At 61.1% G+C, this 22,892-nt stretch carries 19 protein-coding genes and 1 pseudogene; 12 read left to right on the forward strand and 8 right to left on the reverse strand.

The features are described 5' to 3' along the window. Positions 1-21: 21 nt before the first annotated feature. Genes KZH41_RS09215 through KZH41_RS09225 form a run of 3 tightly spaced genes read left to right on the forward strand, consistent with a single transcriptional unit; the run spans position 22 to position 1,919 of the window. Entirely contained in the window at positions 22-558 is a 537-nt protein-coding gene (locus KZH41_RS09215; protein WP_094951184.1) for an MFS transporter, read from the forward strand. Between the two features lie 30 nt (positions 559-588). Then, the gene (locus tag KZH41_RS09220) at positions 589-1,365 is read left to right on the forward strand and encodes a class II glutamine amidotransferase (protein ID WP_094951183.1); all 777 of its coding nucleotides are present in this window, start codon (positions 589-591) and stop codon (positions 1,363-1,365) included. A gap of 11 nt (positions 1,366-1,376) precedes the next feature. After that, positions 1,377-1,919, forward strand: a complete 543-nt coding sequence (locus tag KZH41_RS09225; protein ID WP_094951182.1) for a DUF2937 family protein — start codon at positions 1,377-1,379, stop codon at positions 1,917-1,919. Positions 1,920-1,966: 47 nt separating this feature from the next. Here the strand turns inward: KZH41_RS09225 and KZH41_RS09230 are convergent, their stop codons facing one another. Next, positions 1,967-2,887, reverse strand: a complete 921-nt coding sequence (locus KZH41_RS09230; protein WP_242154966.1) for a LysR family transcriptional regulator — start codon at positions 2,885-2,887, stop codon at positions 1,967-1,969. 174 nt (positions 2,888-3,061) lie between these two features. Between KZH41_RS09230 and KZH41_RS09235 the strand changes: the two genes are divergently transcribed. From KZH41_RS09235 to KZH41_RS09245, 3 genes are read left to right on the forward strand one after another with little or no spacing between them, the layout of a single operon-like run. Continuing rightward, positions 3,062-3,802, forward strand: coding sequence for a 5-oxoprolinase subunit PxpA (locus KZH41_RS09235; RefSeq protein ID WP_094951180.1), 741 nt, complete (start codon positions 3,062-3,064; stop codon positions 3,800-3,802). After that, positions 3,799-4,503 (forward strand): 5-oxoprolinase subunit PxpB, encoded by a 705-nt coding sequence (gene pxpB, locus KZH41_RS09240; protein ID WP_094951179.1) that lies wholly within the window; start codon positions 3,799-3,801, stop codon positions 4,501-4,503. The genes KZH41_RS09235 and pxpB overlap by 4 nt, the downstream gene beginning before the upstream one ends. Beyond that, on the forward strand, positions 4,500-5,414 hold the full coding sequence (locus tag KZH41_RS09245) for a biotin-dependent carboxyltransferase family protein (protein WP_094951178.1): 915 nt from the start codon (positions 4,500-4,502) through the stop codon (positions 5,412-5,414). The genes pxpB and KZH41_RS09245 overlap by 4 nt, the downstream gene beginning before the upstream one ends. Positions 5,415-5,534: 120 nt before the next feature. Here KZH41_RS09245 and KZH41_RS09250 read toward each other — a convergent pair whose 3' ends face one another. The 3 genes from KZH41_RS09250 to KZH41_RS09260 all read right to left on the reverse strand — a co-directional run bounded on the left by KZH41_RS09250 (position 5,535) and on the right by KZH41_RS09260 (position 8,862). Further along, positions 5,535-6,713 (reverse strand): vWA domain-containing protein, encoded by a 1,179-nt coding sequence (locus KZH41_RS09250; protein WP_094951177.1) that lies wholly within the window; start codon positions 6,711-6,713, stop codon positions 5,535-5,537. Then, positions 6,713-7,558 (reverse strand): AAA family ATPase, encoded by an 846-nt coding sequence (locus tag KZH41_RS09255; protein ID WP_003189627.1) that lies wholly within the window; start codon positions 7,556-7,558, stop codon positions 6,713-6,715. The genes KZH41_RS09250 and KZH41_RS09255 overlap by 1 nt, the downstream gene beginning before the upstream one ends. A 230-nt stretch (positions 7,559-7,788) precedes the next feature. Next, positions 7,789-8,862 carry a DUF748 domain-containing protein gene (locus KZH41_RS09260; protein WP_263274717.1) on the reverse strand — a complete coding sequence of 358 codons (1,074 nt, stop codon included), beginning with the start codon at positions 8,860-8,862 and terminating at the stop codon, positions 7,789-7,791. A gap of 122 nt (positions 8,863-8,984) precedes the next feature. On the opposite strand from KZH41_RS09260, the pseudogene cysK reads away from it, so the two are divergent. Next, a pseudogene (gene cysK, locus KZH41_RS09265) lies at positions 8,985-9,961 on the forward strand (cysteine synthase A). A 230-nt stretch (positions 9,962-10,191) separates the two neighbouring features. Beyond that, complete coding sequence (locus KZH41_RS09270; protein ID WP_094951174.1) at positions 10,192-11,130, forward strand: aspartyl/asparaginyl beta-hydroxylase domain-containing protein; 939 nt, start codon at positions 10,192-10,194, stop codon at positions 11,128-11,130. Positions 11,131-11,319: 189 nt separating this feature from the next. Here the strand turns inward: KZH41_RS09270 and acnA are convergent, their stop codons facing one another. Beyond that, a complete protein-coding gene (gene acnA, locus KZH41_RS09275; RefSeq protein ID WP_263274718.1) occupies positions 11,320-14,061 on the reverse strand; it encodes an aconitate hydratase AcnA in 2,742 nt (913 codons plus the stop codon). Positions 14,062-14,257: 196 nt separating this feature from the next. On the opposite strand from acnA, the gene rlmM reads away from it, so the two are divergent. Both rlmM and tusA read left to right on the forward strand, forming a co-directional pair. Then, entirely contained in the window at positions 14,258-15,334 is a 1,077-nt protein-coding gene (gene rlmM / locus KZH41_RS09280; RefSeq protein ID WP_094951172.1) for a 23S rRNA (cytidine(2498)-2'-O)-methyltransferase RlmM, read from the forward strand. Positions 15,335-15,459: 125 nt separating this feature from the next. Continuing rightward, entirely contained in the window at positions 15,460-15,705 is a 246-nt protein-coding gene (gene tusA, locus KZH41_RS09285; RefSeq protein ID WP_094951171.1) for a sulfurtransferase TusA, read from the forward strand. Here the strand turns inward: tusA and KZH41_RS09290 are convergent. Further along, entirely contained in the window at positions 15,702-17,096 is a 1,395-nt protein-coding gene (locus KZH41_RS09290) for an MATE family efflux transporter (protein WP_263274719.1), read from the reverse strand. The two genes, tusA and KZH41_RS09290, sit on opposite strands and share 4 nt — an antisense overlap. A gap of 302 nt (positions 17,097-17,398) precedes the next feature. On the opposite strand from KZH41_RS09290, the gene pdxB reads away from it, so the two are divergent. Continuing rightward, positions 17,399-18,541 carry a 4-phosphoerythronate dehydrogenase PdxB gene (gene pdxB / locus KZH41_RS09295; RefSeq protein ID WP_242154975.1) on the forward strand — a complete coding sequence of 381 codons (1,143 nt, stop codon included), beginning with the start codon at positions 17,399-17,401 and terminating at the stop codon, positions 18,539-18,541. 54 nt (positions 18,542-18,595) lie between these two features. Here pdxB and KZH41_RS09300 read toward each other — a convergent pair whose 3' ends face one another. After that, on the reverse strand, positions 18,596-18,769 hold the full coding sequence (locus KZH41_RS09300; protein ID WP_176462939.1) for a PA1571 family protein: 174 nt from the start codon (positions 18,767-18,769) through the stop codon (positions 18,596-18,598). A 242-nt stretch (positions 18,770-19,011) separates the two neighbouring features. On the opposite strand from KZH41_RS09300, the gene KZH41_RS09305 reads away from it, so the two are divergent. After that, on the forward strand, positions 19,012-20,799 hold the full coding sequence (locus KZH41_RS09305) for an ABC transporter transmembrane domain-containing protein (RefSeq protein WP_242156023.1): 1,788 nt from the start codon (positions 19,012-19,014) through the stop codon (positions 20,797-20,799). A gap of 98 nt (positions 20,800-20,897) precedes the next feature. Here KZH41_RS09305 and KZH41_RS09310 read toward each other — a convergent pair whose 3' ends face one another. Continuing rightward, entirely contained in the window at positions 20,898-22,826 is a 1,929-nt protein-coding gene (locus KZH41_RS09310) for a transglycosylase SLT domain-containing protein (RefSeq protein ID WP_094951167.1), read from the reverse strand. Between the last annotated feature and the right edge of the window lie 66 nt (positions 22,827-22,892).

A 22,892-nucleotide genomic window follows, 5' to 3' on the forward strand; every position in this document is an offset into this window, starting at 1 on the left:
GGATCACTCTCTGTCTGGCGGATGGTGGCAGGCATTGCAGCCGCGACACGCAAAAGCCGTTATCATAGCCGCCTGTTTGCCTACCTTGCCATGGACACCATGACCGAGAACGACTATCTGACCGCTTGGGGCCTCTACGCCTTCGCCGCTTTGGGCTGCCTGTTGGTGTGGTGGCGCATGACCCGCTGGATCTGGCGCTGGCTGCGCGAGCCGCTGCAGTTGCTGATGGCGGTGCTGCTGCTCAGCCCGACCATTGTCGACCCGGTCAAGACCCAGTTTGCGCCGGCCGTGGCGATTACCGCCCTGGACCTGGTGCTGCATGTCGGCAATAACGCCTGGCGGGCCATTTCCGATCTGTTCATGTACACGATGATCGCGCTGGGCGTGTACATCGTGTTTGTGTTGATCCGCTGGCCCATCGAACGCGCCGCCAACGCCCGCCGCGAGCGCAAGGCGGCTACCGACGCAGCCTTGGCTGCCGAGCCCGTGGACGAAGACGACGAGCCGTTCCGGCGCCCGGCGCCTGCCAGCAGTATGCGGGTCGAACCGCGCCTTTAACGTTGTCTGCCCTGCAGCGAGAGCCCTGGCATGTGTGAATTATTGGGCATGAGTGCCAACGTCCCCACCGACATCGTGTTCAGCTTTACCGGGCTGATGCAGCGGGGCGGGCGTACCGGCCCCCACCGCGACGGCTGGGGCATCGCCTTCTACGAAGGCCGTGGCTTGCGCCTGTTCCAGGACCCGGCTGCCAGCTGCGAGTCGGAAGTCGCGCTGCTGGTGCAGCGTTACCCCATCAAAAGCGAAGTGGTGATTGGCCATATCCGCCAGGCCAATGTGGGCAAGGTGAGCCTGGCCAACACCCACCCGTTCGTGCGCGAACTGTGGGGCCGCAACTGGTGTTTTGCGCACAACGGCCAACTGGCGGACTTCAACCCGCGCGCCACGTTTTATCGGCCAGTGGGCGATACCGACAGCGAGGCGGCGTTCTGTGACCTGCTCAACCGGGTGCGCGAAGCTTTCCCGGAGCCGGTGGAGATCGAACAAGTGCTGCCTGACTTGATCGCCGCCTGCGCCGAATACCGCAGCAAAGGTGTATTCAACTGCCTGCTCAGCGACGGCGATTGGCTGTTTTGCTACTGCTCGACCAAACTGGCACAGATTACCCGGCGCGCACCGTTTGGCCCGGCACGCTTGAAGGATGTCGACGTGATCGTCGATTTTCAGGCCGAAACCACGCCAAATGATGTGGTCACGGTGATCGCCACCGAGCCGCTGACCGACAATGAAAACTGGACCCGCTACGAACCGGGCCAATGGAGCCTGTGGCGACGCGGTGAATGCGTCAGCCAGGGCATTACCGAGTAAGGATATCGACCATGCTGCTCAGTTATTTGCGGTTGGTGCTGTTTGCCATTGGCTTGTTGGTCGGTGTGCAGGTGCCGGGTTTCATCAACGATTACGCCAAGCGCGTCGAGGCCCACCTGATCGAGGCCCAGACCGGCCTCAGCGGGTTTGAAACCACGGCACGCCAGTTTTTCAATGGTGACTTGAAGGCGTTGGTGGCGCATTACCGTGCCAGTGATGACCCGGTGTTCCAGAGCGACGCCAACAGCCTGGGCGCCATGCTTGATCGCCAGGTGGCATTGGATAAGCAATTTCAGGCCATGCAAGGCCCGTGGTACATCCGCGTGCTGCAAGTGGCGGTGGCGGCGGACCCGGATATTCGCCAGGAAACCTGGAACGGCTATAGCTACCAGATCCTGCTGACGCCGGAGGCCATGGGCTGGGGCTTGGGCGGGGCGATGCTGTTGTCGTTCGGCATTGAATGCCTGTTCCGGTTGATCGACTGGGTGGTGTTGGGCGGCAAGCGCCTGCGCCAGAGCCGGCCGATTGAAGAACGAGACCTCAAAGGTCTCTAAAAACCAACTCGGTCAATGTGGGAGCAGGCAAGCCAGCTCCCACAGTTTTAATCCGGTTTGGCCAGTAGCATGTGCTCTTCGCCGACTTCCTCGGCATACCTGGCCACCACCTTCTGGCACAGCCCGACAATCTCCTCCACCAGCTCCACGCCCACCCGCCACGACACCACCACCTGTAAATTCGGCAGTTTCTGCGCCATCGGCAGCATCACCAATTCCCCGCGTGCCAATTCTTCGCTGACCAGCACCGGTGGCAGCGCGCCAATACCGAAGCCATCACGCAGCAGGCGGGTAATCGCCGACACTGAATTCACACAGTTCATGCGCGGCGCGGCCACGCCGTTGGCTTGCATCAGGCTCAGCACGTCCTGGTGCGGGTGGGAGTTTTTCGAGTAGGTGATGATGCGCTCCTGGGCCAGTTCGGCGAGGGAGGCGTAGTCGCGGTTGTAGAGGGAGTGGCTGGCGACGATCCAGGCCATCGGGTGGCTGGCCAGTTCCAGGCTGCGCACGGTTTCCAGGCGCAGCAGGTCGGTTTGCAGAATTAAATCGAGAAAGCCTTTTTGCAGCTGATCGCTGAGGTTCAGCGCGGTATCGGCGACTAATTCGATCTCCACCCGCGGGAAATGGTCCATCAATTCGGCCACCAATGGGCTGAGCCAGGTGTGAATCACGGTGTCCATCGCGCCGATGCGAATCCGCCCGACCTTGCTGCTGGTGGTTTCCAGGGACTGCTTCAAACCCTGCATGGTCACCATCATCTGCTCGGCGTAATCGAGCACCTTCAAGCCTTCCGGGGTCAGGCTCACGCCGCGCGAATCGCGCAGAAACAGCTTCACGCCCAACTCGCTTTCGAGCACGGCAATGCGGCTGGAGATCGAGGCCTGGGTGGTGAACAGCTTCTCGGCGGTCAGGCGAAAGCTCTTGAGTTTGGCCACCCAGACGAAGGTTTCGAGGAACTTCAAATTCATGGGATCAACTTTTCTTATGCATGGATCGGTTTTTATTAGTTGGACGCCGCACCGTGCCAGCGCCAAAAATCGAGCTATTCCACGATAAGCGTCGTTGGGTGTCAGGACAAGTTGCGAGTTCTGCGTAAAAAATCCCACACTACAAAAAATACAAAACCGACAGGAGCACTGACCGTGAGCCGCTTGCTATTGAATTGCGACATCGGCGAAAGCTTTGGCAACTGGACCATGGGGCTGGACGCCGAGGTCATGCCGTTTATTGATTGCGCCAACGTGGCCTGCGGCTTCCATGCCGGCGACCCGAGCATCATGCGCAAGACCGTCAGCCTGGCGCTCAAGCACGGCGTGCAAGTGGGTGCGCACCCGGCGTACCAGGACCTGCAAGGCTTCGGCCGCCGCTCCATGGCCTACACGCCGCAGGAAATCCAGGACCTGTTGCACTACCAGATCGGCGCCCTCGACGGTATTTGCCGCGCGCAAGGCGCGCGGGTCAGCTACGTCAAACCCCATGGCGCGATGTACAACGACATGATGGCCAACCCCACGCAATTGCGCGCAGTGATCCAGGCCGTAGCCGCTTATGGCGACCTGCCGCTGATGCTGCTGGCTACCCGCGACAACAGCGCGGCCCAGGCCCTGGGCGATGAATACGGCGTGACCCTGTGGTTCGAAGCCTTCGCCGACCGTGCCTACGACCACAAAGGGCACCTGGTCTCGCGCCAGTTGCCCGGCGCCGTCCACCATGACGCTGAAACCATCGTGCAGCAGGCCCTGACCCTTTCCCGTGGCGAAGCCTTGACCGCCAGCGACGGCAGCGCCTTGGTTTTGCAAGCCAACACCCTGTGTGTGCATGGCGATAACGCCAGTTCGGTTGCCGCTGTGAAGCGCATCCGCGAGGCGTTGAAGCCAGCATGAAGCCACGCATTGAAGTGGTAGCGATCGACTGCCTGATGGTGCGTCTGTTTGATGCAATTGCCGAAGCCAACATGCCGTGGATGCTCGCCGCCACTCAACGGCTGCGCGAGGGTTTCGGCGCGGCGTTGGTGGATCTGGTGCCGTCCTACACCACGCTGATGGTGCATTACGATCTCAGCGCCTTGAGCCCGGCCCAGGCACGGGAGTTGATCGACCTGGCGCTGACCGACCTACAACCCCAGGCCCAGGGCAGCGGCCAGTGTCACGTGTTGCCGGTGTGGTACGACCTGAGTGTCGGCCCGGAACTGACCTTGCTCAGCCAGCGCAGTGGCCTTACGGTAGACGAAGTGATCCGTCGCCACAGCGCCCACGAATACCAAGTGTTCGCCCTCGGCTTCGCGCCCGGTTTTGCCTTTATGGGGCTGGTGGATGAAAGCCTCGCCACGCCACGCCTGAATACCCCGCGCAAACGCGTGGCGGCTGGCAGCGTCGGCATCGCCGAACGGCAAACCGCAGCGTACCCGGTGGTTTCCCCGGGCGGCTGGAACTTGATCGGCCGCACCCCGGCGAAACTGTTCGACCGCGAGCGCGACGGCTACAGCCTGATGCAACCCGGCGACACTGTGCGTTTTGAGGCGGTTGGCCACGCCGAATTTATCCACCTGGGTGGCGATGACACGCCGTTGGAGGCGCAGGCATGAGCCGCTTGTTAATCGAGGCCAGCACGCCGCTGTGCCTGTTGCAGGACGCCGGTCGCTTTGGCGTGCGCCACCTGGGCGTGACCCAGGGCGGCGCGCTGGACTGGGTGTCGATGTCGTGGGCCAACTGGCTGCTGGGCAATGCGCTGGATGCGCCGGTGGTGGAAATTACCTTGGGCGGGTTCACCCTGCAGGCTGAGGATTATTGCCTGCTGGCATTGGCCGGGGCGGATTTGGGCGCGTACATCGACGAGCGCGCGATCAGCCCGGGGCGCAGTTTTATCCTGCAAAAGGGCCAGCGCCTGCGCTTCACCCAGCCGTTCAGTGGCGCGCGGGCTTACCTGGCGGCGCCGGGTGGGTTTGATGCGCCGGATGTGCTCGGCAGTTGCGCCACGGTGGTTCGTGAAGAATTGGGCGGGGTGGACGGTTTCGGCAAGGCGTTGGCCGAAGGCGGGCGCTTGGCCTATTCCGGCACGGGCGGTGCGATGAAGGTATTGAGTGTGCCTGGTTTGCCCGCCAAGGCGCCGCTGGAGGTGATTGTCGGCGCGCAGATCGGGCAGTTCAGCGGGCAGAGTTTGTTCGATGCGTTCAACACCGAATGGGCTCTGGACAGCCGTGCGGATCGCATGGGCATGCGTTTGTTGGGCACGCCGTTGCAGTATCAGGGGCCGTCGTTGATCTCTGAGGGCATTCCGCTGGGGGCGATCCAGGTGCCGCCGGATGGGCAGCCGATTGTGTTGCTCAATGATCGGCAGACGATTGGTGGCTATCCGCGGTTAGGCGCGTTGACGCTATTGGCGCTGGCGCGGCTGGCGCAGTGTTTGCCGGGGGAGAAGGTCAAGCTGGCGCCAGTGGTGCAGGAGACGGCGCATCGGCAGCACATCGACTTTTTGCAGCGCTTTTTGAATCGATAAAAGCATCGCAGGCAAGCCAGCTCCCACAGGGGAATGTATTCCAAGGTGAAATGCACTCACCTGTGGGAGCTGGCTTGTCGGGTCGCCGCATCGCTGCGATAGCGTCGGTAGCTTCACCGCCTATTTGGAGAGAAAGCGCATCCCTTCTTCCAAGCCCCGAAGGGTCAGCGGATACATCTGATCTTCCACCAACTCCCGCACAATTCCCGTCGACGCCGTATACCCCCAAGTGTCCTTCGGGTACGGGTTAATCCAGATCAGCTTCTTGTACTTGGCCATGAAGCGCTGCATCCACACATACCCAGGCTCTTCATTCCAGTGCTCGACGCTGCCGCCGGCCTGGGTGATTTCATACGGCGCCATCGACGCATCGCCGATAAAGATCACTTTGTAATCGGCGCCGTACTTGTGCAGCAAATCCTGGGTAGAGGTGCGCTCCGAGGTGCGGCGCCCGTTGTTCTTCCACACCGACTCGTACACGAAGTTGTGGAAGTAGAAGTACTCCAGGTGCTTGAACTCGGTCTTGCACGCGGAGAACAGCTCTTCGCAGATCTTCACATGCGCATCCATCGAGCCGCCGATGTCGAACAGCAACAGCAGCTTGATGGTGTTACGCCGCTCCGGACGCATCTGGATATTCAGCAGCCCGGCATCGCGGGCGGTGTGGTCGATGGTGCCGTCGATGTCGAGCTCTTCGGCCGCACCCTGGCGCGCGAATTTGCGCAGGCGGCGCAGGGCGATTTTGATGTTGCGCGTGCCCAGTTCCACCTGATCGTCGAGGTTCTTGTACTCGCGCTGGTCCCAGACTTTCACCGCCTTGCCCTGGCGCTTGCCAGCGTCACCCACGCGAATGCCTTCCGGGTTGTAGCCGCCGGAGCCGAATGGGCTGGTGCCGCCGGTGCCGATCCATTTGTTACCGCCGGCGTGACGTTCTTTCTGTTCTTCCAGGCGTTTTTTGAATTCTTCGATCAACTTGTCCAGGCCGCCGAGGGACTGGATTTGCGCGCGCTCTTCATCGCTCAGTGAGCGCTCGAACTCCTTGCGCAGCCAGTCTTCGGGGATCAGCGCCTGCAAGTGGTCGTCGAGCTTTTCCAGGCCGTTGAAATAGGCGCCGAACGCACGGTCGAACTTGTCGAAATGCCGCTCGTCCTTGACCAGGATCGCCCGGGCCAAGTAGTAAAACTCGTCCATGTCGGCGAAGACCACACGCTGTTTCAGCGCGTTGATCAGGTCGAGCAGCTCGCGCACCGACACCGGCACCTTGGCGGCACGCATTTCATTGAACAGGTTGAGCAACATTATCGATTACCGCGACGGCTCATGAATGCCAGACGTTCCAGCAATTGTACGTCTTGCTCGTTCTTCACCAGCGCACCGGCCAGCGGTGGGATGGCCTTGGTCGGGTCACGTTCGCGCAGCACGGCTTCGCCAATGTTGTCGGCCATCAGCAACTTGAGCCAGTCGACCAGTTCGGAAGTGGAGGGCTTTTTCTTCAGGCCCGGCACTTTGCGTACGTCGAAGAACACGTCCAGCGCTTCGCTGACCAGGTCTTTCTTGATGTCTGGGTAGTGCACATCGACGATCTTTTGCAGGGTAGTGCGGTCGGGGAAAGCGATGTAGTGGAAGAAGCAGCGGCGCAGGAACGCGTCCGGCAGCTCTTTTTCGTTGTTAGAGGTAATGATGATGATCGGGCGTTTCTTGGCTTTGATAGTCTCGTCGATTTCGTAGACGTAGAACTCCATCTTGTCGAGTTCTTGCAGCAGGTCGTTAGGGAACTCGATGTCGGCCTTGTCGATTTCATCGATCAGCAGAATTACCCGTTCCTCGGACTCGAAGGCTTCCCAGAGCTTGCCCTTTTTCAGGTAGTTGCGCACGTCGTGCACCTTGTCCACGCCCAACTGCGAGTCGCGCAGACGGCTGACCGCGTCGTACTCGTAGAGGCCCTGATGCGCCTTGGTGGTGGACTTGATGTGCCAGGTGATCAGCCTGGCGCCGAAGGATTCGGCCAGTTGCTCAGCAAGCATGGTCTTGCCGGTGCCGGGCTCGCCCTTGACCAGCAACGGCCGCTCCAGGGTGATGGCGGCGTTGACGGCCAGTTTCAGGTCATCGGTAGCCACATAGGCCTGGGTGCCTTCGAACTTCATCGGTCATTCCTCGAATTCATCAATGCCCCGACTATACCGCGCGGCCCCGGCGACTGTGAACGCAGACGGGTTATTCAGTCTCTGAATGGCCGGTCACATCACAGTCCACATGCGGGAGCGGGCTTGTGTGGGAGCGGGCTTGCCCGCGATGCAGGCAACTCGGGTTATCTGTTACACCGAGTTGATGCTATCGCAAGCAAGCCCGCTCCCACACAAGCCCGCTCCCACATTTAATTAGCGCTAGGTTTGGGCTGTTCATAGCGTGCATTGAACGCCTGGATGAATCCATTGCGCAAAATCGCCAAAAACGCAGAGAACGCGCTGACATTTTGCTGGTGCACGCTGCCGCTGAGTTCGACGCGGGTGGCAAACTGGTTTTTGTTCTGGTTCTTTAAGACGGTCTCGCTGGCGCCGACCACGGCCTCCCAGATCGAGCGGAAGATGTTTTTGTCTTTGTTTTCGACATCCTGTTTCCAGTCGAACACCTCTACGTCGCGCAGCAGGGGCTTGATATAGCCGCTCAGTTGGCCTTTTTCGGCCTGGGCTTCGATCACCACATCGCCGGTGCCGGCCTTGAAGTCGAATTTGCCGTACGCCGAGGCGAAGTCATTCATGCGCTTGAGTTGCAAGTCCTTGGCGCGAAAGCGAAATTCGAAGTCTTCAAAGTTGCTCAGCGGGTCAAAGGTGGCATTGGCTTCCAGCGGCGCCTGGCCTTGCAGCAGGGCTTTGCCTTCGAAGCTGGCGTCGCGCTTGCCTTTGATGTCGACCACATTGGTCAAGTTGTAAAAGCTGGCGTTGACCGAGGTGGCGTTGATATTCACCGGCGGCTTGGCGTTGAAGTTGTGGAAGGCGATCTTGGCGTCTTCGATGCGCACTTCGTTCAGGGTAATCGGCAACAGCTTGCCCAGCTGTTCGCGCCAGTCGGTGCCTTTACCGGTCTGGGACGCCTGTTGGTTGCCACCGTCGACGAAGTTCAGCTCCGGCTTGATGAACTGCACCTCGGCAACCACGGCATGGTCGTACCACAGCGAATGCCAGCTCACAGACAAGTCGATCACCGGCGCTTTCACGAACGGAACCGGCACTTTGCCGTCGACTTTAACGATCTGCAGGCCATTGATCTTGTACGCGCCGCGCCACAACGCCACGTCCACGTCAGTGACTTGGCCACGGTAATCGCCCATGTCGGCGAGTTTGTCGTTGAGGTAGTTGCGCACCAGGTAGGGTAGGGCGAGGTCCAGGGCGATCAGCACTACCACCAGTACGGCGACGATCCATAGCAGCCCACTGTAACGACGTTTCATATCAGGTTCTCCAACGTTATAGGCGATGGACCGCGCGCACGGGCGCAACGTTCCTCTGACTGGACGCCTCCCACCCTGAGGCATACCCTTGGGGCCTTCCTGAAATTGCTTTAAGGACCGTCATGAGCCGTATCTTTGCAGACAACGCGCACTCCATCGGTAACACGCCCCTGGTTCAGATCAACCGCATCGCTCCGCGTGGCGTGACCATCCTGGCCAAGATCGAGGGGCGTAACCCGGGTTATTCGGTGAAGTGCCGCATTGGCGCAAACATGATCTGGGACGCTGAAAGCACCGGTAAGCTCAAGCCGGGCATGACCATCGTAGAACCGACCTCCGGCAACACCGGTATCGGCCTGGCGTTTGTCGCGGCGGCCCGTGGCTATAAGCTGCTGCTGACCATGCCGGCGTCCATGAGCATCGAGCGGCGTAAAGTGCTCAAGGCCCTTGGCGCCGAGCTGGTGTTGACTGAGCCGGCCAAGGGCATGCCAGGCGCCATCGCAAAAGCCGCTGAGATCGTCGCCAGCGACCCGGCCACCTACTTTATGCCGAGCCAGTTCGAAAACCCGGCCAACCCGGCGATCCACGAGAAAACCACCGGCCCGGAGATCTGGAACGACACCGATGGCGCTGTGGACGTGCTGGTCGCCGGCGTAGGCACCGGTGGCACCATTACCGGCGTGTCGCGCTATATCAAGAACATTGCGGGGGCAAGCCGATTTTGTCAGTGGCGGTGGAGCCGTTCGTCTCGCCGGTGATCACTCAGGCGCTGGCCGGTGAGGAGATCAAGCCAAGCGCCCACAAGATCCAAGGCATCGGCGCCGGGTTTGTGCCGAAGAACCTCGATTTGTCGATGGTTGACCGCGTGGAACTGGTGACCGATGAGGAATCCAAGGCCATGGCCCTGCGTTTGATGCAGGAAGAAGGGATTCTGTGTGGTATCTCCTGCGGCGCCGCCATGGCCGTGGCGGTACGTTTGGCCGAGAAACCGGACATGCAGGGCAAGACCATCGTGGTGATCCTGCCGGACTCCGGTGAGCGCTACCTGTCGAGCATGCTGTTCAGTGATTTGTTTACCGAGCAGGAAAACCAGGCTTGATAGCTTCCGTGAAGTGAGCGGGCTTGTTGTGGCAAGCCCGCTCGCCACGACAGCCCGGCTAGCCACAACAAACCTGCAAGCCACAAGGGCCCTAGGGTGTTGATTTATATCAGCCGGTCGGCCTGGGCCTTCTGCATAATGGCTCAACTGTTTATCATGGCCGGCTGCTACGTCTGGTTTCCCGTTGACGGGAGGTTGCTGGCCAGGCGCTTATTTCCAGGAGTTGCTGCATGACCTTTTCTTTGGCCGCCAAACTGTCGGTGTTGCTGCTGTTTATCGGCAGCACGCTGTATGTGCACTTGCGTGGCAAGGCCCGTTTGCCGATGTTGCGTCAGTTCGTCAACCATTCGGCGCTGTTCGCCCCGTATAACGCCCTGATGTACCTGTTCTCGGCCGTGCCGTCCAAGCCGTATCTGGACCGCAGCAAGTTCCCGGAGCTGGATGTGCTCAAGGACAACTGGGAAGTGATCCGCGAAGAGGCCATGCACCTGTTCGACGAGGGTTACATCCGCGCCGCTGAAAAGAACAACGACGCCGGTTTCGGTTCGTTCTTCAAGAAGGGCTGGAAGCGTTTCTACCTCAAGTGGTACGACAAACCGCTGCCCTCGGCCGAGGCGCTGTGCCCGAAAACCGTGGCTTTGGTCAGCAGTATTCCCAACGTCAAGGGCGCGATGTTCGCGCTGTTGCCGGGCGGTAGCCACCTCAACCCGCACCGTGACCCGTTTGCCGGTTCCCTGCGTTATCACCTGGGCTTGTCCACGCCGAACTCCGATGACTGCCGCATCTTCGTCGACGGCCAGGTCTATGCCTGGCGCGACGGTGAAGACGTGATGTTCGACGAAACCTACGTGCACTGGGTGAAAAACGAAACCGACCAGACCCGCGTAATCCTGTTCTGCGACATCGAACGCCCGCTGAGCAACCGCGTGATGACCCGCATCAACCGCTGGGTCAGCAAGCAACTGGGCCGCGCAACCGCCCCGCAGAACCTCGACGACGAACGCGTGGGTGGGATCAACCAGGCCTACGCCTGGAGCAAGACCTTCAGCGACAAGTTCAGTGGTGTGGTCAAACAGTGGAAGCGCAAGCATCCCAAGGCCTACCGCATTGCGCGGCCGGTGCTGGCTGTAGTGGTATTGGTGCTGCTGTGGAAGTGGTTGTTCGGCTAAACCACGCGGCATAGAAAAGGCGCTGTATCGAAAGATGCAGCGCCTTTTTTTATGCCTGGAATGTGATCAAAACTGTGGGAGCTGGCTTGCCTGTGATAGCGGTCTGCCAGCTACACAGAGGTAGGCTGACCCACCGCCATCTAAGGCAAGCCAGCTCCCATATTGATCTACATCGATCTGAGGATCGCCTTAAGAGGCGATCAACTGGCGCAGTACATAGTGCAGAATCCCACCCGCCTTGAAGTATTCCACTTCATTCAAGGTATCAATCCGGCACAGCACCTCGACCTTCTCGCTGCTGCCATCCTCGCGCGTAATCACCAGTGTCAGGCTCATCCGCGGTTCGATGTCGGCATCGGTCAGCCCGAGTATGTCGATCTTCTCCTTGCCGGTGAGCTTGAGCGCTTTGCGGTTCTGGTCCAGCTTGAACTGCAATGGCAGCACGCCCATGCCCACTAGGTTGGAGCGGTGAATCCGCTCAAAACTCTCGGCGATCACCGCTTTGACGCCCAGCAGGTTGGTGCCCTTGGCCGCCCAGTCGCGGCTTGAACCGGTGCCGTACTCTTGGCCGGCGATCACCACCAATGGCGTGCCCGAGGCCTGGTATTGCATGGCCGCGTCGTAGATCGGCATTTTCTCGCCGGTGGGGATGTACAGCGTGTTGCCGCCTTCTTCGCCGCCGAGCATTTCATTGCGGATACGGATGTTGGCAAAAGTGCCGCGCATCATCACTTCATGGTTGCCCCGGCGTGAACCGTAGGAGTTGAAGTCACGTGGCTCCACGCCTTGCTCGCGCAGGTAGCGGCCGGCGGGGCTGTCGGTCTTGATATTACCGGCAGGGGAGATGTGGTCGGTGGTTACCGAATCGCCGAGCAATGCCAACACGTTGGCGCCTTTGACGTCTTTGATCACCGGCAGTGGCCCGGCAATGTCGTCAAAGAACGGTGGGTGCTGAATGTAGGTGGAATCCTTCTGCCACACGTAAGTCGCGGCCTGCGGCACTTCAATGGCTTGCCACTGCTCGTCACCGGCGAATACCGCAGCGTATTCCTTGTGGAACATGCCGGTGCTGACTTGGGCCACGGCGTCGGCGATTTCCTGGCTGCTCGGCCAGATGTCTTTCAGGTACACCGGCTTGCCGTCTTTGCCTTCGCCCAGCGGCTCGCTGCTGATGTCGATACGCACGGTGCCGGCCAACGCATAGGCGACCACCAGGGGCGGCGAGGCCAGCCAGTTGGTTTTCACCAGAGGGTGAACGCGGCCCTCGAAGTTACGGTTGCCGGACAGCACCGAGGCCACGGCGAGGTCGGCTTTCTGGATGGCTTTTTCGATGGGCTCCGGCAGTGGGCCGGAGTTGCCGATGCAGGTGGTGCAGCCATAGCCCACCAGATCGAAGCCAAGCTGATCGAGGTATTGGGTGAGGCCCGCCGCCTTGTAGTAGTCGGTGACCACTTTGGAACCGGGCGCCAGCGAGGTTTTCACCCAGGGTTTACTGGTCAGGCCTTTCTCCACGGCTTTTTTCGCCACCAGACCTGCGGCCATCATCACGCTCGGGTTGGAGGTGTTGGTACAGGACGTGATCGCGGCAATCACCACCGCGCCGTTTTTCAGGCGATAGGTGCGGCCGTCGTATTCATAATCGGTTTCGCCTACCAAGTCGGCATTGCCCACGGCAACACCGCCACCGCCTTCACTTTCCAGGCGGCCTTCTTCTTTGTTGGTGGGTTTGAATTGCAGGTCGAGGAAGTCGCTGAAGGCTTGGGCCACATTCGGCAGCGAAACCCGGTCCTGCGGGCGTTTCGGCCCGGCGAGGCTGGCTTCGACGCTGCCCATGTCCAGCGCCAGGGTGTCGGTGAACACGGGCTCCTGACCGGCGTTGCGCCACAGGCCCTGGGCCTTGGTGTAAGCCTCAACCAGCTTGACGGTTTCTGCCGGGCGGCCGGACAGGCGCAGGTAGTCCAGGGTTACGTCGTCCACCGGGAAAAAGCCGCAGGTGGCGCCGTATTCCGGGGCCATGTTGGCGATGGTGGCACGGTCGGCCAGGGGCAGGTCGGCCAAGCCGTCGCCGTAGAACTCGACGAACTTACCCACCACACCTTTTTTACGCAGCATCTGAGTAACCGTCAGCACCAGGTCGGTGGCGGTAATGCCTTCTTTCAATTTGCCGGTGAGCTTGAAGCCGATCACTTCTGGAATCAGCATCGACACCGGCTGGCCAAGCATTGCTGCTTCAGCTTCGATCCCGCCCACGCCCCAGCCGAGTACGCCCAGGCCGTTGATCATGGTGGTGTGCGAGTCGGTGCCCACCAGTGTGTCGGGGAAGGCATAGGTGCGGCCGTCTTCGTCCTTGGTCCACACGGTGCGGCCGAGGTATTCAAGGTTGACTTGGTGGCAGATGCCGGTGCCCGGCGGCACCACGCTGAAGTTATCGAAGGCACTTTGGCCCCAACGCAGGAAGGCGTAGCGTTCGCCGTTACGCTGCATTTCGATGTCGACGTTTTGCTCGAAGGCGCTGCTGGTGCCGAACTTGTCGACCATCACCGAGTGGTCGATGACCAAATCCACGGGAGACAACGGGTTGATGCGCTGCGGGTCGCCACCGGCCTTGGCCACGGCGGCGCGCATGGCGGCCAGGTCGACCACGGCAGGTACGCCGGTAAAGTCTTGCATCAGCACCCGGGCTGGGCGGTATTGAATCTCGCGGTCGGACCGGCGCTCTTTGAGCCAGGCGGCGATGGCCTTGAGGTCGGTGCCGGTGACGGTCTTGGCGTCTTCCCAGCGCAGCAGGTTTTCCAGCAGCACCTTTAGGGACATCGGCAGCTTATCCAGGTCACCCAGGCTCTTGGCCGCTTCGGGCAAGCTGAAGTAATGGTAGGTCTTGGCGTCAATTTGCAGGGTTTTAAGGGTTCTCAGGCTATCAAGGGATGGCATTACATGACTCCTTATGGTCCGCACGGCTACGGACCTGACGGGACGAACAGAGCGTTCAACTTAGCCCTGTTTTCATTAGCAGGCTAATAACTGGACTCTATCGTTAAGTCCAAGGTTCCGAACTCGGCTATCATGCGCGCGTTTTCATGACAGGTAGTGCGATAGCGCAATGCCGGTTGAGTCACCAGGAGAGTTGATGAACACCCTTTTTATGCACTGCCGCCCGGGTTTTGAAGGCGAAGTCTGTTCCGAGATCGCGGAACACGCCGCGCGCCTGAACGTTTCCGGCTATGCCAAGACCAAGACCGGCAGCGCCTGCGCCGAATTTGTCTGCACCGAAGAAGACGGCGCCCAGCGCCTGATGCACGGCCAGCGCTTTGCCGAGCTGATCTTCCCAAGGCAGTGGGCGCGCGGGGTGTTTATCGACCTGCCGGAAACCGACCGCATCAGCGTGATCCTCGCCCACCTGCAAGGCTTCCCGCTGTGCGGCAGCCTGTGGCTGGAGATGGTCGACACCAATGACGGCAAGGAACTGTCGAACTTCTGCAAGAAATTCGAAGTGCACCTGCGCAAAGCCTTGTTGAATGCCGGCAAGCTGATTGACGACCCGAGCAAGCCGCGCCTGCTGCTGACCTTCAAGAGCGGTCGCGAAGTGTTCATGGGCCTGGCCGAGTCGAACAACTCGGCGATGTGGCCGATGGGCATCCCGCGCCTCAAGTTCCCGCGTGACGCACCTAGCCGTTCGACCTTGAAGCTGGAAGAGGCCTGGCACCACTTCATCCCCCGCGACCAGTGGGACGAGCGCCTGCACGGCGACATGACCGGCGTTGACCTCGGCGCAGCCCCCGGCGGCTGGACCTGGCAATTGGTCAACCGTGGCATGCTGGTGACCGCCATCGATAACGGCCCGATGGCCGAAAGCCTCATGGACACGGGACTTGTGCAGCATTTGATGGCCGACGGCTTCACCTTCGTGCCCAAGCAGCCGGTGGATTGGATGGTCTGCGATATCGTCGAGAAGCCGGCGCGTAACGCGGCGCTGCTGGAAACCTGGATCGGCGAGGGCTATTGCCGTGAGGCAGTGGTGAACCTGAAGTTGCCGATGAAGCAGCGTTACGCCGAGGTGAAACGCCTGCTGGAGCGCATTGAAGAAGGCTTCAAGGCGCGTGGCATTCGTGTTGAGATCGGCTGCAAGCAGCTGTACCACGACCGTGAGGAAGTGACGTGCCATTTGCGTCGGCTGGTGGATGTGAAGAAACCTAAGGCCCGCTGAGTTCTAATGTGGGAGCTGGCTTGCCTGCGATAGCGGTATAACAGTAGACGTCTATGTTGAATGTGCCCCGGTCATCGCGGGCAAGCCCGCTCCCACAGTGATCGGGCCAGTTTCAGGAGTGAACTATGAGTGTTGATTTACCTGTCGACGGTACGCTCGACGCTACCGGCCTCAACTGCCCGGAACCGGTGATGATGCTGCACCAACACATCCGCGACCTGCCGCCCGGCGGTTTGCTCAAGGTCATCGCGACCGACCCGTCGACCCGTCGCGATATTCCCAAGTTTTGCGTGTTCCTGGACCACGAGCTGGTGGATCAGCAGGAGCAGGCCGGTACGTACCTGTACTGGATTCGCAAGAAGGTCGATTAAGCCAGCGCCGCAACGTGGCGAATCCGCCGGCGCGCGCTGCGTGCCAGGCGGATCACCAGCATCGCGGCGGCGCAGCTCAAGCCCACGATCAGCCCCTGCCACAAGCCACTCGGGCCCCTGGCGGCGCCCAGCCAGTCGGTCAGCCCCAGGGCGTAACCCACCGGCAGCCCCACACCCCAGTAAGCAAACAAGGTCAGCACCATGGTCACCCGTGTGTCCTGGTAGCCGCGCAACGCGCCGGCGGCCGTGACCTGGATCGCGTCGGAAAACTGGAACAGCGCGGCAAACACAATCAGCATCGACGCCACGTGAATCACCAGCGGGTCCGGCGTGTAGATCGTCGCAATCTGCTCGCGAAACAGTAGCATCAGGCTGCACGACAGGCAGGCGTAGGTCAGTGCCGTACCCATGCCGACCCCGGCGGCAAAGCGCGCTTCACGCGGCTCGCCACGGCCCAGGGCTTGGCCAACACGCACGGTCACGGCCATGCTCAGCGAGTAAGGGATCATGAATACCAGCGAGCTGAAGTTCAGCGCGATCTGGTGGCCGGCCACCACGTTGGCACCCAGGCTGCCGATCAGCAGGGCGATCACCGCAAAGATGCTGGATTCGGCAAATACCGCGATGCCAATCGGCAGGCCGATGCTCAGCACGCGCTTGATCACCGACCATTTTGGCCAGTCGAAGCGCTTGAACAACTCGCTGCTCTGGTAAGGCGGCGCCCAGCGGGTCCAGGCGGCCAGGCCGAGCATCATCACCCACATCACAATCGCCGTGGCCCAGCCACAGCCCACGCCGCCCATGGCCGGCACGCCGAAATGGCCATAGATGAACACGTAGTTCAGCGGAATATTCAGCGCCAGCCCGCACAGGCCCATGACCATGCTCGGCCGCGTTCGGCCCAGGCCATCACTGAAGCAGCGAAACACGTAATACAGAGCGATGGCGGGCATGCCGGAAGCGATGCCGTGCAAGTAGGCCATGCAGGGTTTGATCAGCTCGGGGTCGACGTTCATCGCATGCAGGATCGGCTCGGCGCTGACCAGCATCAGCAGCGCGGTGAGCCCGACCAGCACGGCCAGCCACAAGGATTGGCGCACCAACGGGCCAATCTCGGTGTGGCGGCCGGCGCCGAAGTGTTGGGCGACTTTCGGCGTGGTGGCCAGCAAGGTGCCGGTCATCAGCAGGTACACCGGAATCCAGATCGAGTTACCCAGGGCCACGGCCGCCAGGTCCCGAGGGCTTACACGCCCGGCCATCACCGCATCGACGAAGCCCATGGCGGTGGTCGCGAGCTGGCCGATCATGATCGGCAGGGCCAGGGTCAGCAGGCTGCGCACCTCACGGTTGACGCGGGCGGGGCGGGAGAGGGCGGCGGTGGCGGTGTTCACGTGCGGCTGTCCAGTAAAAGAGTTGCAAAGGACGGCGAAGTCTACGCGCTGACGCACGGGTCAGGAAAAAACCTGTGTTAGGGATTTGTAAGCGATCTTCAGGCAGGCGCTGAACCCCTGTGGGAACTGGGCTTGCCCGCGATAGCATCATCTCGGTATAGCTGATAGACCGTGGTGTCTGCATCGCAGGCAAGCCAGCTCCCACACAGGCCCGGCTCCCACATAAGCACTGCCCACCTGGCATCTGCGGTGTTACACAGATCGCATCCCTGTACACTGCTGGTCCGCGAAAGGAGCCTGCCATGTTGATTGTTGCCGACGAAAATATCCCGCTGCTCGATGCATTCTTCGAAGGGTTTGGCGAGATTCGCCGGGTGCCCGGCCGTTCCATCGACCGCGCCACGGTCGAGCAGGCCGATGTGCTGCTGGTGCGTTCGGTGACCAACGTCAACCGCGCGTTGTTGGAAGGCACAAAGGTACGCTTTGTCGGCACGTGCACCATCGGCACCGATCATTTGGACCTGGATTACTTCAAACAGGCCGGCATCAGTTGGTCCAGCGCGCCCGGCTGTAACGCGCGCGGCGTGGTGGACTATGTGCTGGGCAGCCTGCAGACCCTGGCTGAGATCGAGGGCGCCGACCTGAATCAGCGTACCTACGGCGTTGTCGGTGCCGGTGAAGTGGGCGGGCGGTTGGTCAAGGTGCTCAAGGGCCTGGGCTGGAACGTGCTGGTGTGCGACCCGCCGCGCCAGATTGCCCAAGACGGTGATTACGTCAGCCTGGAGCAGATCATCCAGCAGTGCGACGTGATCAGCCTGCACACGCCGCTGACCAAATCCGGCAACGGCTGCACTTGGCACTTATTCGATCGCGAGCGGCTCAACCGCCTCAAGCCCGGCACCTGGCTGATCAACGCCAGCCGTGGCCCGGTGGTGGACAACGCTGCGCTGCGGGAAGTGTTGCTGGAGCGTGAGGACCTGCAAGCGGTGTTGGACGTGTGGGAAGGCGAGCCCGAAGTGGATGTCGACCTGGCCGACCTGTGCGTGCTGGCCACTCCGCATATCGCCGGCTACAGTCTCGATGGCAAACAGCGCGGCACCGCGCAGATTTACCAGGCGTTCTGTGCCCATCTGGGCCAGGAGCCGAGCATTCATTTAAGTGATCTGCTGCCGCAACCGTGGCTGGCCGAGGTGCACTTGAACGCATCGACCGACCCGGCCTGGGCGCTGGCGACCTTGTGCCGCAGTGTGTACGACCCGCGCCGCGATGATGCGGATTTCCGTCGCAGCCTCGTAGGCACCGTGCAGGAGCAGCGCAAGGCGTTCGACCTGCTGCGCAAGCACTACCCGCAGCGCCGTGAGATTGATGGCCTGAAGGTGCGCATCAATGGCGAGTCGGCGGCGCTGTCGAACATCGTCTCGGCATTGGGCGCCATCACCCTTTAAAACAGGCATAAAAAACCCGGCCATCAAGGCCGGGTCACAAAGAGCTTAGGCGTATCAGCCTTGCTTGGCAGGCTTGACCAGTCGCTGTTCCAGCTCGCGGCACGCTTGCTGGATCATCTCTTCGGTAATCTGCACTTCGCGGCCTTGGGCGTCGATCACGGAGCAAGGCAGATACTGCGGTTGGCGGATCACTTCAATCTTGGCATCGCTGCTATTTTGCAAGGTCATGGCCTGTCTCCTCATCAGGTTGTGTACCTACTTTAATTCCCCCGCGTGACCGAGCTATTACAACTCCTTACAAGGTCATCGGTTAGAACATCCAGTCCACCAGAAACCGATACAAATTTCCAGCCAGGGGTTAGACCGATAGCCTCTAGCGGTCAGCATCGGCGGGCATAATTAACCTGACTCATTGTTATTCAGCCAAGTTCCCCCAATGTTGTGCTGTAGATACTTTTCCTGCACAGGTGCTGCCCTCCATGCTTTCAGTCCGTCAACGCCGCGCGATCCGCCTGGCCAGCCGCTTCATTGCGCCCTACCGCTGGCACGCGCTGGGTGCCCTGTTGGCGCTGATCGTCACGGCGGGCATCACCTTGTCCATGGGCCAGGGCATTCGCCTGTTGGTGGATCAGGGCTTTATGACGCAATCGCCGCACCTGCTCAACCAGTCCATCGGCTTGTTCATGATTCTGGTGTTGGGCCTGGCCGTGGGCACGTTTGCGCGGTTTTACCTGGTGTCGTGGATCGGCGAACGGGTGGTGGCGGACATTCGCCGGCAGGTGTTCAACCACCTGATCTACCTGCACCCAGGCTTTTACGAAAACAACCGCAGTTCGGAAATCCAGTCACGGCTGACCACCGACACCACCTTGCTGCAATCAGTGATCGGCTCGTCGCTGTCATTGTTTCTGCGCAACGCCTTGATGGTCATCGGCGGCATCGTGTTGCTGTTTGTCACCAACCCCAAGCTCACCAGTATCGTGGTGATCGCGCTGCCGCTGGTGCTGGCGCCGATCCTGATCTTCGGGCGCCGTGTGCGCAGCCTCTCGCGCCTGAGCCAGGACCGCATCGCCGACGTGGGCAGCTATGTGTCCGAGACCCTCGGCCAGATCAAGACCGTGCAGGCCTACAACCACCAAGTGCAGGACGAACAGCGCTTCGCCGTGACCGTGGAGGAGGCATTTGCCACGGCGCGCAAGCGCATCGCACAGCGCGCCTGGCTGATTACTTTGGTGATCATGCTGGTGCTGGGCGCTGTGGGCGTGATGCTCTGGGTCGGTGGTATGGACGTGATCAGCGGGCGTATTTCCGGTGGTGAGCTGGCGGCGTTCGTGTTCTACAGCCTGATCGTCGGCAGCGCTGTTGGCACCCTGAGCGAAGTGCTCGGCGAGCTGCAGCGCGCCGCCGGTGCCGCCGAGCGGATTGGCGAGTTGTTGCAGTCGAGTAACGAAATTCAGGCGCCTGCCGCCGGTACTGTGCAATTGCCGCAGCGCGTCAGCGGCCGCATGGAACTGCAAGACCTGCGCTTTTCCTACCCGTCGCGGCCCGACAGCTACGCCATCGATGGTGTGAGCCTGACCATCAATCCCGGCGAAACCCTGGCCTTGGTCGGCCCGTCCGGTGCCGGTAAATCGACGATTTTCGACCTGCTGCTGCGTTTCTACGACCCCCAGCAAGGCTGCATCCTGCTGGAAGGCCACGCACTGACCGAACTCGACCCGATGGACCTGCGCCGCCACTTCGCGTTGGTGTCCCAGAGCCCGGCGCTGTTTTTCGGCAGCGTCGAAGAAAACATTCGCTACGGCAACCCGTCCGCCACCACCGCCCAGGTCGAGGCTGCCGCGCGCATCGCCCACGCCCACGACTTCATCCTGCAAATGCCCGACGGCTACCAGACCCATCTCGGCGACGGCGGCATGGGCCTCTCCGGCGGTCAGCGCCAACGCCTGGCCATCGCCCGCGCGTTGCTGGTGGACGCACCGATCCTGCTGTTGGACGAAGCCACCAGCGCGCTGGATGCCCAGAGTGAACACTTGATCCAGCAGGCGTTGCCGCAACTGATGCAGGGCCGCACCACGTTGGTGATTGCGCATCGGTTGGCGACGGTGAAGAACGCCGATCGGATCGCGGTGATGGACCAGGGCAAGCTAGTGGCGGTAGGCACGCACCAGCAGTTGATAGCGAGCAATCCGCTGTATGCGCGGTTGGCGGCGTTGCAGTTCAGTGATGGGCTTGAGGTCGCCAATAGCGACGGCTGATGGCGAGCGGGTTTGCTGTGGCAAGCCCGCTCGCCACAAGACCCCCGCTCGCCACGGGGGTTGAGTCGCCAACAGTATGGCGACCTCCGGCCTAGGTGTTACTGATCATCAAAATACCGCTCATGCCAATCCACCAGCGGCTGCGGTGAGTTGAGCTTTTGCCCGTAGATCACCGAATAAGACAGCACGTTCTGCACATATTGGCGGGTTTCGTCGAATGGGATGCTTTCCACCCACACGTCGAAGCTCAGGTGGTCGGCACCACGCAGCCATTGGCGAACACGGCCGGGGCCGGCGTTGTAGGCGGCGGAGGCGAGTACGCGGTTGCCGTTGAACTGGCTGTGCACTTGGCTCAGGTAGGCCGCGCCGAGCTGGATGTTTTTGTCCGGGTCGAGCACCTGGGCCGGTGAGGCCAGCGGGATGCTGAACTTGCGCGCGGTTTCCTTGGCGGTGCCGGGCATCAGTTGCATCAGGCCGCTGGCGCCGACGCCGGAGCGGGCGTCGTCCATGAAGGCGCTTTCCTGGCGGGTGATAGCAAACACCCAGCTCGAATGCAGGCCACGCACCTTGGCTTCGCGCACCAAGGTGTCCCGGTGGGCCATCGGGAAGCGGATATCCAAATCGTCCCAGTACTGTGCCTGGCTGATGGTGCGGATCGCCGGGAAGTACCACTTCATGTCATAGGCCAGCTTGGCCTGGGCGACCATTTCATCGCGGTTGAAGTGACGGCTGACGTGATACCACTCGCGGCGGCCATCGACGATCTGGCCGCGCGCATAGAACTCCAGGGCACGGCGCACGCCGGGCGTGTTACGCACCTTGTTGATCAGCGCCTGGCTCATCACCAGTGGCTTGTTGTTCAACTGGTACGGCGCCTTGGAGCGGTCGGCGGCGAGGAAGCCATAGAAATCCCGCTCCCGCGACAGGTTTTTGTACAGCACCAGGGCTTGCGGGTTTTTTGGCTCGGCCAGTTCCAGGCTGCGAGCCTGCCAGTAGCGCCAGCGGTTGGTGGTGGCCAGGTCTTGTGGGAGTTTGCGGGTCAACTGGTAGGCGTCTTCCCAACGGGCCAGGCGCAACAGCAGGCGCAGGCGCCATTCGGAGACGGTGTTGTCACGCAACTCCGGGTCGTACTTGGTCATCACCTCAAGGGCGCGCGGGTCGAAGCGTTTAGCCAGGGTCAGGCCGATCTCGCGGGCGATTGCCACTTTTTCGTCACGGGAGAAGTGCATGCTGCTGGCATACCCGTCGAGCAGGGCCATGGCCTTCTCCGGGTCCTGGCGTGCCAAGCGGCGCAGGCCCAGGCCTACGGCGTCAGACATGGCCTCGCTGGCGGGCAGGAAGCGCGATGGATCGCTGAGCATGTCGGGCTTTTGCGCTACGTCGACCATCAGGCGGCCCTGGGCGCCGAGGGTTGGCAGGGTTTTCACCAGGCTGTTGGCCAGCGCGTAGTTGCGCGCTTCGGCGGCGAGCTTGGCGCGGTCCCAGATTTTTTGTTCGGTGAGTTGGCCAGCGGCGGCCCACTGGCCGAAGGTGGCGTCACAGGCGGCGGGTTGGGATTTGCCGGTCAGCCAGAGTTTTTCGGTGGTCTTGTAGCCTTCGGCTTTCAAGTTATGGGTGAGCTGGTACTGGCCATGCAGGCAGTCCAGTTCAACGAAATTGAGTTTGGCGTCGTAGTACTTTTCAAAGGTCTGCCAGTCGCCACGGTCGGCCAACCAGCGCAACCAGCGCAGTTTCATCCAGTTAGCCTGGGGCAGGTCGCCGTTTTTGGCGAGGAACTGTTCGATTTCCTCGTTGCTTGCGGTTTTCAGGCGCGCGGTCAGCTCGTCGTAGGCCAGGTACGGCGTGAGCGGGTAGTCGGCCAACGCTTGGCTGTATTGCATGTACGGGCCGCTGTCGCCTTTGGCGAGGGCGCGTTTGGCTTCATCGTAATATTGACGTTGGGTGGTGAGGTCCACGGCCTGGGCGGATTGAACGGCGGTGGCGGAAAGAAGCAGACAAGATAAAAAGTTGAAAAGGCGACTGCGCATGAGACGTCCGTGCAGAGAAATCACGACTAGCACCGGCACTGCCGACACTGATTACCCCTAGCTTAG

It is taken from the genome of Pseudomonas sp. YeP6b, assembly GCF_025642995.1.
Taxonomy (GTDB): domain Bacteria; phylum Pseudomonadota; class Gammaproteobacteria; order Pseudomonadales; family Pseudomonadaceae; genus Aquipseudomonas.